This is a genomic window from Paraphotobacterium marinum, assembly GCF_002216855.1.
Taxonomy (GTDB): domain Bacteria; phylum Pseudomonadota; class Gammaproteobacteria; order Enterobacterales; family Vibrionaceae; genus Paraphotobacterium; species Paraphotobacterium marinum.
The window spans coordinates 716,023-729,152 of sequence record NZ_CP022355.1 but is presented as its reverse complement, the minus strand read 5'-3'; the positions used below and the strand labels follow the sequence as shown (position 1 = coordinate 729,152).

Annotated in this window: 13 protein-coding genes, 4 tRNA genes and 1 rRNA gene; 2 read left to right on the top strand and 16 right to left on the bottom strand. The window is 34.1% G+C overall.

Annotation, left to right across the window (positions count from 1 at the left end):
• Positions 1-39: 39 nt before the first annotated feature.
• From rpoB to murB, 15 genes are all read right to left on the bottom strand, one after another.
• Entirely contained in the window at positions 40-4,065 is a 4,026-nt protein-coding gene (rpoB, locus tag CF386_RS03930) for a DNA-directed RNA polymerase subunit beta (protein ID WP_089073140.1), read from the bottom strand.
• A gap of 184 nt (positions 4,066-4,249) precedes the next feature.
• Positions 4,250-4,618, bottom strand: coding sequence for a 50S ribosomal protein L7/L12 (rplL, locus tag CF386_RS03925; RefSeq protein ID WP_089073139.1), 369 nt, complete (start codon positions 4,616-4,618; stop codon positions 4,250-4,252).
• 58 nt (positions 4,619-4,676) lie between these two features.
• The gene (rplJ, locus tag CF386_RS03920) at positions 4,677-5,171 is read right to left on the bottom strand and encodes a 50S ribosomal protein L10 (RefSeq protein WP_089073138.1); all 495 of its coding nucleotides are present in this window, start codon (positions 5,169-5,171) and stop codon (positions 4,677-4,679) included.
• A gap of 192 nt (positions 5,172-5,363) precedes the next feature.
• Positions 5,364-6,065: a 50S ribosomal protein L1 gene (gene rplA, locus CF386_RS03915; RefSeq protein ID WP_089073137.1), complete on the bottom strand. Its 702-nt coding sequence runs from the start codon at positions 6,063-6,065 to the stop codon at positions 5,364-5,366.
• Between the two features lie 4 nt (positions 6,066-6,069).
• On the bottom strand, positions 6,070-6,498 hold the full coding sequence (gene rplK / locus CF386_RS03910) for a 50S ribosomal protein L11 (protein ID WP_089073136.1): 429 nt from the start codon (positions 6,496-6,498) through the stop codon (positions 6,070-6,072).
• A gap of 96 nt (positions 6,499-6,594) precedes the next feature.
• Positions 6,595-7,140 carry a transcription termination/antitermination protein NusG gene (nusG, locus tag CF386_RS03905; protein WP_089073135.1) on the bottom strand — a complete coding sequence of 182 codons (546 nt, stop codon included), beginning with the start codon at positions 7,138-7,140 and terminating at the stop codon, positions 6,595-6,597.
• Between the two features lie 45 nt (positions 7,141-7,185).
• Positions 7,186-7,557 carry a preprotein translocase subunit SecE gene (gene secE / locus CF386_RS03900; protein ID WP_089073134.1) on the bottom strand — a complete coding sequence of 124 codons (372 nt, stop codon included), beginning with the start codon at positions 7,555-7,557 and terminating at the stop codon, positions 7,186-7,188.
• Positions 7,558-7,699: 142 nt separating this feature from the next.
• Positions 7,700-8,884, bottom strand: a complete 1,185-nt coding sequence (gene tuf, locus CF386_RS03895) for an elongation factor Tu (RefSeq protein ID WP_089072914.1) — start codon at positions 8,882-8,884, stop codon at positions 7,700-7,702.
• Positions 8,885-8,958: 74 nt separating this feature from the next.
• A tRNA-Thr gene (locus tag CF386_RS03890) sits at positions 8,959-9,034 on the bottom strand.
• Between the two features lie 10 nt (positions 9,035-9,044).
• A tRNA-Gly gene (locus CF386_RS03885) sits at positions 9,045-9,119 on the bottom strand.
• 28 nt (positions 9,120-9,147) lie between these two features.
• A tRNA-Tyr gene (locus CF386_RS03880) sits at positions 9,148-9,232 on the bottom strand.
• Positions 9,233-9,239: 7 nt separating this feature from the next.
• Positions 9,240-9,315, bottom strand: a tRNA-Thr gene (locus CF386_RS03875).
• Between the two features lie 86 nt (positions 9,316-9,401).
• Positions 9,402-10,370 (bottom strand): bifunctional biotin--[acetyl-CoA-carboxylase] ligase/biotin operon repressor BirA, encoded by a 969-nt coding sequence (birA, locus tag CF386_RS03870; RefSeq protein WP_158522291.1) that lies wholly within the window; start codon positions 10,368-10,370, stop codon positions 9,402-9,404.
• Positions 10,357-10,587 carry a hypothetical protein gene (locus tag CF386_RS13620; RefSeq protein ID WP_404824960.1) on the bottom strand — a complete coding sequence of 77 codons (231 nt, stop codon included), beginning with the start codon at positions 10,585-10,587 and terminating at the stop codon, positions 10,357-10,359. Before CF386_RS13620 ends, birA begins: the two co-directional genes overlap by 14 nt.
• Complete coding sequence (gene murB, locus CF386_RS03860; protein WP_089073132.1) at positions 10,587-11,390, bottom strand: UDP-N-acetylmuramate dehydrogenase; 804 nt, start codon at positions 11,388-11,390, stop codon at positions 10,587-10,589. The genes CF386_RS13620 and murB overlap by 1 nt, the downstream gene beginning before the upstream one ends.
• Before the next feature lie 97 nt (positions 11,391-11,487).
• On the opposite strand from murB, the gene CF386_RS13005 reads away from it, so the two are divergent.
• Both CF386_RS13005 and pssA read left to right on the top strand, forming a co-directional pair.
• The gene (locus CF386_RS13005) at positions 11,488-11,727 is read left to right on the top strand and encodes a hypothetical protein (RefSeq protein WP_225971680.1); all 240 of its coding nucleotides are present in this window, start codon (positions 11,488-11,490) and stop codon (positions 11,725-11,727) included.
• Positions 11,676-12,836 (top strand): CDP-diacylglycerol--serine O-phosphatidyltransferase, encoded by a 1,161-nt coding sequence (gene pssA, locus CF386_RS03855; RefSeq protein WP_225971733.1) that lies wholly within the window; start codon positions 11,676-11,678, stop codon positions 12,834-12,836. The genes CF386_RS13005 and pssA overlap by 52 nt, the downstream gene beginning before the upstream one ends.
• Before the next feature lie 113 nt (positions 12,837-12,949).
• On the opposite strand, the gene rrf is transcribed toward pssA, so the two are convergent.
• Positions 12,950-13,065 (bottom strand): 5S ribosomal RNA (rrf, locus tag CF386_RS03850).
• Positions 13,066-13,130: the final 65 nt, after the last annotated feature.

Genomic DNA, 13,130 nt, shown 5'->3' with positions numbered 1-13,130 from the left:
GAAATAAAATCTCGTCTTCATACTAACAGAAATTAAATATTAATCTTCATCAAGTTCAATATTGATGCCCAGTGAACGAATTTCTTTTAATAATACATTAAAAGACTCTGGCATACCGGGCTCCATTCTATGATCACCATCTACAATATTCTTATACATTTTAGTTCTACCGTTAACATCATCTGATTTAACAGTTAACATTTCTTGTAAAGTATATGCAGCTCCGTATGCCTCTAACGCCCAAACTTCCATCTCACCAAATCTTTGACCACCAAACTGTGCTTTACCACCCAGTGGTTGTTGAGTAACTAGGCTATATGAACCAGTAGATCTAGCATGCATTTTATCATCAACTAAGTGATTAAGTTTTAGCATATACATATAGCCCACTGTTACTGGTCTTTCAAACTTATCTCCAGTTCTACCATCATATAAATCTAATTGTCCTGATTCTGGTAAATTACCTAGCTTCAATAACTCTTTTATAGACTCTTCAGGAGCACCATCAAAGACTGGTGTTGCTATAGGCAATCCATTCTTTAAATTATTAGCCAAAGTCATAACTTCTTGATCAGTAAACTTGTTAAGATCGACTTTCTGGCGAGTATCTCCTAGATCATATACCTTTTGTATGTAAGTTTTTAACTTATCAATATCCTGTTTATTCTTTAACATTTTATTGATTTGATTTCCTATCCCTTTTGCAGCAAGACCTAAATGTGTTTCTAGTATCTGACCAATATTCATACGAGAAGGAACACCTAATGGGTTTAGTACAATATCCACAGGCTCACCATGTTCATCATAAGGCATATCTTCGATCGGACAAATTTTTGAAATAACACCTTTATTTCCGTGTCTTCCAGCCATTTTATCTCCAGGTTGTATTTCTCTCTTCATTGCTAAATATACTTTAACAATTTTTAGAACACCTGGAGCCAATTCATCACCTTGAATAATTTTTCGGCGCTTAGTTTCAAATTTCTTATCAAAATCAGCTTTAATATCATCATACTGTTCTGAAAGTTGCTCTAATTCAACTTGAAGATCTTCATCATTCAAGCTTTGATTCAGTAATTGCTCAGTATTCATGTTTTTGTAAATACTTTCTGCAATACCGGCTTTTTCGAGAACAAGCTTAATTCGAGCTGCTAACCCTCCCTCTAAAATTTGAAACTCTTCTGTCAAATCTTTTTTAGCATCTTTTAATTGCATTTGCTCGATTTCTTGAGCTCTTTTATCTTTTTCAACACCATCACGCGTGAATACCTGAACGTCAATAACCGTGCCAGAAACACTATTTGGAACTCTCAAAGAAGAATCTTTAACGTCTGAAGCTTTTTCTCCAAAAATTGCTCTTAGCAACTTTTCTTCAGGTGTCAATTGTGTTTCCCCCTTAGGAGTAACCTTACCTACAAGTATATCACCACCTTTAACTTCTGCACCGATATACACAACACCTGATTCATCAAGTTTAGATAATGCTGCTTCACCAACATTTGGAATATCTGCAGTAATTTCTTCAGAGCCTAACTTCGTATCTCTGGCAATACATGATAATTCCTGAATGTGAATAGTCGTTAAACGATCTTCTTGAACAACCTTTTCTGATACAAGAATAGAATCTTCAAAGTTATATCCATTCCATGGCATAAATGCAATTCGCATATTTTGACCAAGTGCTAGTTCACCTAGATCTGTAGATGGACCATCAGCAAGAACATCATTTTTTGCAACCTTCTCACCTGGTAATACAGTAGGTGTTTGATTTATACAAGTATTTTGATTTGACCTTGTATATTTAGTTAAATTATAAATATCAATTCCTGCTTCACCAGGGATGAGTTGATCATCATCCACTTTTACAACGATTCTAGATGCATCTACAGATTGAACAAAACCACTTCTTTTAGCTACAGCCGTAACTCCTGAATCAATCGCTACAGCCCTTTCTATACCTGTTCCAACTAAGGGCTTATCAGCTTTCAGAGTAGGTACAGCTTGTCTTTGCATGTTTGCACCCATAAGTGCACGGTTAGCATCATCATGTTCCAGAAAAGGTATGAGAGAAGCTGCAACAGAAACGACTTGGTTTGTTGCAACATCCATATATTGAATTTCTGAACTAGAAAATAATCCTGTTTCACCTTTTTTTCTAGCAGTAATTAACTCTTCAACAAATAGATTATCACTATCTAATTGAGAGTTAGCTTGTGCAATAGCATACTGTCCTTCATCAATCGCGGATAAATAATCAATCTGATCTGTCACTTTGCCATCAACTACCTTTCTATAAGGAGTTTCTAAAAACCCGAAGCTATTACATCGAGCAAAAACAGATAATGAGTTAATCAAACCAATGTTAGGACCTTCTGGTGTTTCAATAGGACACAAACGACCATAGTGAGTAGTGTGTACGTCTCGAACTTCAAATCCAGCTCTTTCTCTAGTAAGACCACCTGGACCTAATGCAGAAATTCTACGTTTATGAGACATTTCTGATAATGGGTTATTATGATCCATATATTGAGAAAGTGGCGAAGAACCAAAGAATTCTTTGATGGCAGCTGATATAGGTTTTGCATTTATTAAATCTTGAGGCATTACTGAATCAAGGTCTCCTAAACTTAACCTTTCTTTAACAGCCCTTTCTACTCGAACTAAGCCAACTCTAAATTGATTTTCAGCCATTTCACCAACACAGCGAATACGTCTATTTCCAAGATGATCAATATCATCAACTTCACCATTTCCGTTTCTAATGTCGATTAATTTTTGCATTACCCTAATGATATCTGATTTATCTAGGACACCATTACCTTCCGAATCACTTTTGCCAATAGAACTATTAAATTTCATCCTACCAACAGGCGATAGATCATACCTTTCTTCTGTAAAAAATAGGTTTTCAAATAATTGTTCAGCTGCTTCTTTTGTTGGTGGTTCTCCAGGTCTCATCATTCTATAGATTTCAACCAAAGCAGTCATTCGATCTGTTGTAGGATCTATTCTTAACGTTTCAGAGATATAAGGTCCATGATCTAAATCATTTGTATATAAAACAGATATTTCAGTAAAACCTGATTGTGATAAAGCTGCAAGTGACTCTAATGTGATTTCATCATTAGCATTAAGAATTATTTCTCCTGTTTCATTATTGAAATAGTCCTTGTTGGCTATTTTACCAATGATGTACTCTATAGGAACTTCAATTTTATCAACATTATCCTTAGCTAATTGTCTGATATGCCTTGCAGTAATCCTTCTTCCTTGCTCTACGTATGTTTTACCATTAGCTATAATATCGAATGATGCTGTTTCACCTCTCAATCTTTCTGGAACTAAATCCATAACAAGAGATTTACCTTCAATTTTAAAGTTAATAGTCTCAAAGAATGTATCAAGAATTTCTTCGGTCTTAAAGCCTAAAGCTCTTAATAGCATTGTTGCTGGCAATTTACGCCTACGATCTATTCTTACAAAAACATTGTCCTTAGGATCAAACTCAAAGTCTAACCAAGAACCTCTGTAAGGTATAACTCTAGCATTGAACAATACTTTCCCAGAAGAATGAGTTTTACCTTTGTCACTATCAAAAAATACACCAGGACTTCTATGAAGTTGAGAAACAATAACTCTCTCAACACCATTTATTACAAAAGTACCATTATCAGTCATTAATGGGATCTCACCCATATAAACAACTTGCTCTTTTATATCTTTGACCGTACCTTCTGGTGCATCCTTGTCATAAACCACAAGTCTTAATTTGACTCTAAGTGGAGCCGAGTATGTAACTCCTCTAATCTGACATTCTTTGACGTCAAAAGTAGGTTCACCAAGTTGATAGCTTACGTATTGTAACTCTGAATTTCCATTATAACTCTTAATAGGAAAAATTGAGCGAAAAGCGGCTTCTAAACCATGATTACCCTCAGCATCATGATCAATAAAATTTTTAAAAGACTCTAATTGCATTGATAATAAATAAGGAATATCTAATACATGCGGTCTTTTTCCAAAATCCTTACGGATACGTTTTTTTTCGGTATAGGAGTAAACCATGGGGTTCCTCAGCTGGCTGATATGTGACCCAACATCTATTTAGAAAAATAGACGACGACGATTTCTGTTTTGTAAAAATAATCTAAATACAACAGAATAATATTTAAATTCATAAGAGCAAAAAGGCCGAAGGTGATTTTCACCATCAGCCAAAAGCAAAAGCTAAAAATTAAATAATAATTTATTATTTAACTTCAACAGTAGCCCCTACTTCTTCTAGTTGTGCTTTAAGAGCTTCAGCTTCTTCTTTTTCAACACCTTCTTTTAATGGAGCTGGAGCACCGTCAACTAAAGCTTTAGCTTCTTTCAAGCCTAGACCTGTAGCGCCACGAACTGCTTTAATTACTTGTACTTTATTTCCACCAACTGAAGCAAGGATTACATCAAACTCAGTTTGTTCTGCAGCAGCTTCACCACCCGCAGCACCGCCTGCAACTACAGCAGCAGCAGCAGTAACACCGAATTTTTCTTCCATAGCTTCAATTAATTCAACAACTTGCATTACAGACATTTCTGCAACAGCATCTAAAATTTGTTCATTTGTAATAGACATAAAAAATCTCTCTAAAGTTAATATATATTGTAAAATGCAATTTAAATAAATTCAATATTTAAGCAGCACTTTCTTCTTTTTGATCACGAATCGCAGCAAAAGTTCTAACCAATTTGCCAGCTGATGCTTCTTTCATACACATCATTAATTTAGCAATTGCTTCATCATATGTTGGTAGTGTTGCTAATATTTCAACATCAGCAATAGAACCTTCAAAAGCTGCCGCCTTAATTTCAAAATTAGAATTTTCTTTAGCAAACTCTTTAAATAGTCGAGCTGCAGCACCTGGGTGCTCATTTGAAAATCCAAGCAGTGTTGGCCCAGAGAATGTTTCTGTCAAACATTCATATGAAGTGCCTTCAACTGCACGTTTAGCAAGTGTATTTCTTACTACTTTTAAGTAAATACCAGCTTCTCTAGCTTTCTTTCTTAAAGTAGTCATATCACTTACTGATACGCCTCTTGAATCAGCAACAACAGCAGATAAAGCGCTCGTAGCTGCTTCATTAACTTCAGAAACAATCATTTTTTTGTCTTGAAGATTTAACGCCATTGGCTTTCTCCTGGATAAATCTAGAATAAATCTAGTTGTAAAACACCTTCCCTAAAAGGGAAACATTTGGTGCAGTTCCAGAATGATTATTATCATTTTAGTTCTGGCACCATCTACGTAGGAAATTAAGTAAATACACACCTACGGTCTTTGACGAAAGACAAAAAATTACTTTTGCCTTTAGCCGAAACACTATTTAATTGAAGATAAAGTTGATTGGTCAATAGTTAGACCAGCTCCCATCGTTGTTGATAAGCTAACTTTCTTAATGTAAGTTCCTTTAGCTGATGATGGCTTAGCTTTTTTAAGAGCAACTAATAGAGCATCTAGGTTCTCTTCAATAGCTTTCTCTTCAAAATTAACTTTTCCGATTGATGAATGAATAATACCATTTTTATCATTTCGGTATCTAACTTGTCCTGCTTTTGCATTTTTTACTGCATCTGCAACATTTGGAGTTACTGTACCAACTTTAGGGTTAGGCATCAAACCTCGTGGGCCCAAAATAGTACCTAGTTGTCCTACAATACGCATTGCATCTGGTGAAGCAACTACTACATCGAAGTTCATTTCACCTTTTTTAACCTGTTCAGCTAGGTCTTCCATACCAACAAGATCTGCACCAGCAGCTTTAGCTGCATCAGCATTTGCACCTTGTGTAAATACTGCCACACGTATATCTTTACCAGTACCATGAGGTAAAACTGTCGCCCCTCTAACACCTTGATCAGATTTTCTTGCATCTATTCCTAAGTTTACTGACACATCAACACTCTCAGTAAATTTAGTGTTTGAAAGTTCTTTTAATAGGCCAATAGCTTCTGATATAGAATAATCTTTTTTTGGATCAGTTTTTTCTTTAATTATACGCATGCGCTTAGATAGTTTTGCCATAATATTATCCCTCTACCACTAAGCCCATTGAGCGAGCAGTTCCTGCAATTGAACGTTTCATTGCTTCAATATCAGCACCTGACATATCAGCGGCTTTTGTTTCAGCAATTTCTTGTATTTGAGCGTCAGTTACTGTGCCAACTTTCTCAGTATTAGGTCTACCAGATCCAGATTTTACGCCTGCTGCTTTTTTAAGTAGTACTGCAGCGGGTGGAGTCTTAGTTTCAAAAGTAAAAGATCTATCATTATATACAGTTATTACAACTGGAATAGGTAAGCCTTTTTCAATTGAATCCGTTTTTGCATTAAATGCTTTACAAAATTCCATTATGTTAACGCCATGTTGACCAAGAGCTGGACCAACTGGTGGACTTGGATTTGCTGCCCCTGCAGCCACTTGAAGCTTAATATATGCTTCTACTTTCTTTGCCATTTTTTTTTCCTATTTAGTGGGTTCACTCGCTTAAATAAATTAAGCTCCCCAATTTAACTGGTGCGAAATTATACTATTTTAAATTACATTATGCAATTAATTTTTTTCTACCTGACCAAAATCAAGCTCAACTGGAGTTGCTCGACCGAAAATAGAAACAGAAACTTTCAATCGGCTTTTAGCATAATCAACTTCTTCCACAGTACCATTGAAATCAGCAAAAGGTCCATCGATCACTCGAATAACCTCACCTGGCTCAAACACGGTTTTGTGTACTGGAGCTTCACTTGCTTTTTCTAATCTTGCTAAAATTGCTTCTGCTTCTCTATCTGATATCGGTGAGGGCTTGTCTGAAGTACCTCCAATAAAACCAGACACCCTTGGAATACTTCTTACCAAATGCCAACTTTCATCATTCATTATCATCTTCACTAAAACATAACCAGGAAAAAACTTTCTTTCGCTTTTTCTTTTCTGCCCAGCTTTCATTTCAACGACTTCTTCAGTTGGCACTAAGATCTCTTCAAATAAATCATCCATGTCATGTAACTTTATGTGTTCATTCAATGATTGAACTACCTTAGCCTCATAACCTGAAAAAGCTTGTACCACGTACCATCTTTTTTTTGGTGCTTCACTCATATTTTTAGCCCTTATTTTTAAGAATACAGTTACAGATTTTATTGGTTAAAGTATCATTTGATGTATCAACATATATATTGAATCTACACCCCAAACTACAAGGGTCATAAATACTGTAGCAGCAATAACAATTAATGATGTTTGTACTGTTTCTTTCCTCGTAGGCCACACGACCTTTCTAATTTCCATTCTTGCTTCTTTAGCAAAATTTATTGCATTCTTACCTTTATTGGTTATTGAAGCAAGAAGCAATGCTCCTGCTAAAATAGCGACTACAGCTAACACTCGATATAATAAATTTGTGTCTTTGTAGATATAATTACCAACAACAGCAATTACCACCAAAATGATAACTCCTAACCATTTTAGCCACTCAAATGTTTCTACACTTTTTTGATTTTCAGCAGATGCCTTCATAATTTAGCCTATTACGAATATATTTAATCATTTTAAAATAGCTTAATATTATATTATAGTTTTATTTAATATACTACTGTTACCTAATAAAAAAAAGACATCTCAAAGATGTCTTTTTTAAATATTTAGATGATTTTGTTTCTTAAGCGATAATTTTCGCAACAACACCAGCACCAACTGTTCTACCACCTTCACGGATAGCGAATCTTAAACCTTCGTCCATTGCAATTGGAGCAATTAGAGTTACAACCATTTGGATGTTATCACCTGGCATTACCATTTCAACACCTTCTGGTAATTCAATCGTACCTGTAACGTCAGTTGTTCTGAAGTAAAATTGTGGTCTATATCCTTTGAAAAATGGAGTATGACGTCCACCTTCATCTTTAGACAATACATAAACTTCTGATTCAAACGTTGTATGAGGTGTAATTGAACCTGGTTTAGCTAGTACTTGTCCACGCTCTACTTCATCACGCTTAGTACCACGTAAAAGAACACCAACATTCTCACCAGCTCTTCCTTCGTCAAGAAGCTTACGGAACATCTCTACACCAGTACAAGTTGTAGTTGTTGTGTCTTTAATACCAACAATTTCTACTTCGTCACCAACTTTGATGATACCTTGCTCAACACGACCAGTAACAACAGTACCACGACCTTGAATTGAGAATACATCTTCGATTGGTAAAATAAATGGTAAATCAATTGCTCTTTCTGGCTCTGGGATATATGAATCTAATGCTTCTGCTAATTCAACAATTTTATCTTCCCACTCTTTTTCGCCATTAAGTGCACCTAAAGCAGAACCCATAATTACTGGACAATCATCACCTGGGAATTCATATTCAGAAAGTAGTTCACGAACTTCCATTTCTACTAACTCAAGTAGCTCTTCATCATCAACCATGTCACACTTGTTCATGAATACAATGATGTATGGAATACCAACCTGACGACCAAGTAAGATGTGCTCTCTTGTTTGGGGCATAGGACCATCTGTCGCAGCAACAACAAGAATACCACCGTCCATTTGTGCAGCACCTGTAATCATGTTTTTAACATAATCGGCGTGACCTGGACAGTCAACGTGTGCATAGTGACGAGTTGGTGTGTCATACTCAACATGAGACGTTGAAATCGTGATACCACGCTCACGCTCTTCAGGAGCATTATCGATAGAAGCAAAATCTTTCGCTTCACCACCATAAACTTTTGCCAATGTAGTACAAATAGCTGCAGTTAAAGTTGTTTTACCGTGGTCAACGTGGCCGATAGTACCAACGTTAACGTGCGGTTTCGTACGTTCAAATTTTTCTTTAGACATGTTAGTCCCTCTCGCGTTGTAATATTAGTGGCAAAATGACCACAGTATTAAATTATAACCAAAAAATTAATAGATGGTGCTGATAGGCGGATTTGAACCGCCGACCTCACCCTTACCAAGGGTGTGCTCTACCAACTGAGCTATATCAGCTTTCAAACAATGGAGCGGGCAGCGGGAATCGAACCCGCATCATCAGCTTGGAAGGCTGAGGTAATAGCCATTATACGATGCCCGCTTAATAAGTTGTAGAGCAGCTATCAATATGGTGGAGGGGGAAGGATTCGAACCTTCGAAGGCAGTGCCGTCAGATTTACAGTCTGATCCCTTTGGCCACTCGGGAACCCCTCCTAAATTTTGGTGCCGACTACCGGAATCGAACTGGTGACCTACTGATTACAAGTCAGTTGCTCTACCTACTGAGCTAAGTCGGCTTTGTGTTGCGCATTGTATTCAATATTTATTTTATATGCAAGCTATTTATTAGAAAAACATAATCAATAGAGTAAAATTTAATCATCTACTTTAATATTATTATTTCGTCATAAATTTTTATTCCCTCAGAGTGTTGTATGATAACTTTGCCGTAGTCATTCACCCCTTTGAATATCCCCATATGAATTTTATTTTTATGTTTAAAGTTTACAACTGTATCTAACAAATAATCGAACTTTAACCAGTTTTCACTCAATTTAAATTCATCTTTTTCGAAACTTTTAAAGTTTTTTTCAAGTGCATTTACTAAATCTTTAATAAGCTCATTTCTATTCACAAAACCATCACTCAAATGGCTCATCAAGTCAGTCCAAGGCTGACTAATATTATTTTGTTTCAAGTGATAAGCATTTGAGGTTGTAGTAACGTTTATACCTATCCCAATAATTAGTTTTATCTCATCATCAAAAACACCTTTAGCATCTACTAATATACCACCTAGCTTTTTTCCTGAAACAAACAAATCATTTGGCCACTTTAATTTTATATCTATTCCTAAGGACTTTATAACTTGAGCAACTGAAATTCCAACAACTAAACTAACTCGATTATAGTTTTCTACAAAGCGATCAAATTTCCAAAAAACAGATAAATTTATCCCTGAAGCAAATGGACTATACCATAAGTTACCCCTTCTTCCTCTGCCAGATGATTGGAATTCAGCAACACAAAAATCACCTTTATTTTTAAACTTATCTGCATTTTCCATAATGTAATTATTTGTTGAATCAATAACATTCAAAATTTCAAAATAACGCCCAGAACTTATTACATTAAAATAGTTGGGATCAAGTAAACTAAGTTTTGCTCCTAATTTATAACCCTTACCCTTTATAGCAAAAATATTAAAGCCCAATTGTTGAAGACCTTGGATACTCTTTGATACTGCTGCTCTTGTAATGCCAATTTTATTTCCCAAACTTTCCCCAGAATGAAAATTAGAATCAGATAAAATTTGAAGAAGTATTTTTTTATTTTTATTAAAACTGTACATTTTCATTATTCAAATCAATTTCACCTTTAGTTGTAATAAATCTTACTTCATTCTCCAAACTTATATTATAAAATACTTCAACTTTTTCCTTAATATCACGTGCTAATTGAAAAATATCAAACCAATTTGCATTTGATTTATTTATAATTATTAGAGCATGCTTTTCATAGACACAAGCACCACCAACACTAAGTTTATTTGCATTTGAGTGTTCAATTAACCACGCTGCAGGAATTTTACATAAAATTCGTCAACATCATAGAATGGTATATTGACATTTAATGATTGAAGGTTTGCTAGTCTCTTCCTTGTAATGACAGGATTTTTGAAGAAGCTTCCCCCATTTCCTAACACATGGTAATTTGGTAATTTTAATTTTCTTATTTCGACTACTTTTGTGTAAATCTCATTTGCAGTTACATTATTCCCAAGTGTATTTAAACCATTATAATTAATTGAAGGCTTCCATTCTTTTGGTATTTTCAAATGAACTTTAGTAATAATAGCATTCTTTAAACTTCTTTTGAAAATTGAATCTCTATAACCAAATTCGCAATCACTTTTATATATCCTTTGCAGTTTTTGTTCTTCAACATCAAAATAATCCACACACTCACAAAAATCTTTAAACTCGATACCATACGCACCGATATTCTGTATGGGCGCAGCACCACAAACTCCTGGAATCAAAGCAAGATTTTCCAAGCCTTTAATTCCTTTTGATAAACAAAAGCGAACAGCATAGTCCCAATTTACACCTGCACCAAAACTTACATAATAAAAATTTAAGTCTTCATGAATAGTTTCATCCAAAATTTTATTTACAAGAATGGTTCCTAAATAATCACCACAAAATAATGTATTAGTTCCTTCACCTAAGACTAAATAATTGTCTTCATACACTTCAGAGTTTATTAATTTTAAATCTTCAGCGCTTTCTATTTCTATAAGTTTTTTCGCCTTTACTTTAAGTTGAAAGCTATTATATTTTTTAAGAGAAATGTTTTCAAAAATTTTCATGTCGTCAAAATCTATTATATTTAATTATATTTTTATTTTAATATGTTATCATATATATTAAATTACATCATAAAAAGCTATTCGTTGTTTCTTTTCTATGTTAAATAAAAATACAAAACATATAGATCTTACTCAATTACCTTTTATATCTTTGAATATTGATGAGATTCAAGCTCTTTACAAAGCGACTAATTTCAGGGAATTTTTAAAAGAAAAAATATTACAAGCAAAATCTAGAATATACATCGTAGCCTTGTACCTTCAAAGTGATGAGGCTGGAGAGGAATTGTTAAGACTTATTTATCAAAAAAAAGTGAAAACCCTAATATCGAAATAAATATATTTGTTGATTGGCATCGTGCACAACGGGGGCTTATTGGAGAGAAAAAATCACTTGGTAATGCTGAATTTTATAGAAAACTTAATGACCAATATAAACATAAAATTAACATATTTGGTGTTCCAATTAAAACAAAAGAATTACTTGGAGTGCTTCATTTAAAAGGTATCATCATTGATGATGATGTTATATATAGTGGAGCTAGTTTAAATAATGTTTACCTTGCTAAAAATGTAAAGTACAGATATGACCGATATCATGTGATTAACAATAAATACTTGTCTGATGTAATGGTAAATTATATCAACACTTACTTTAAAGGACAAAAAGCTATTAGTTCTTTGATTAACACCTCTAAATTAAAACATAAATTATCTAAAATTGATATTCAAAATTTTAGGCATAACCTACAACATTCATACTATAAATTATGCAAAAAACAAATAAGCCCAAATTCAATTGGTGCTTTTCCTATAGTTGGTTTCGGAAAAAAAAATAATAAACTGAACACCATAATATTAAACCTTATCTTATCTTCAAAATCTCACGTGATTCTTTGCACTCCTTACTTCAATTTTCCTTTATCTGTCAAAAGAGCTTTAAAAAAAGTAATGAAAAATAATATTCATGTGTCCATCATTGTGGGAGATAAACAAGCCAGTGATTTTTATGCGCATCCAGATAAGCCTTTCAAGATTATATCCGGCTTACCTTATCTGTATGAAACAAAACTCAGACAATACATAAAAAAACATCAACAATTTATCGATAATGACTTACTCAAAATACACCTATGGAAGGATGGTGATAATAGTTTCCATGTTAAGGGAATTTGGTCTGATAATGATTACATGTTAATTACTGGGAATAATTTGAATCCCAGAGCTTGGAGGCTTGATTTGGAAAATGGAATCCTTTTCAAAAATAATAATAATTTAATGGATTCTGAATGGGAAAAAGAAATCAATAAAATTACTCAAAAAACCAAAATCATAAAAAGCTATAACCAGATTGATTCAATTAACACATACCCGCCAAAAATAAAGACATTATTAAAAAGACTAAAAACATTTCAAGCAGATCATGTCTTAAATCAGCTGATTTAGTTTAAAAAGGATAATAAATTGAGATTACTAAATAAGCCAATTATTTTAAATTTTAATGAATTTATTTAGGATAAGGAATATAAGGTTAAATATTCTTTATAGAAAGTGAAGAAGCTTGGCGATGACCTACTCTCACATGGGGAATCCCCACACTACCATTGGCGCAATTACGTTTCACTTCTGAGTTCGGCATGGGATCAGGTGGTGCCATAATGCTATGGTCGCCAAGCAAAATTTGTTTACAATTCGAAAAGCTGACTCTGCAATACACATCAAGATCTTTATATCTTTAAA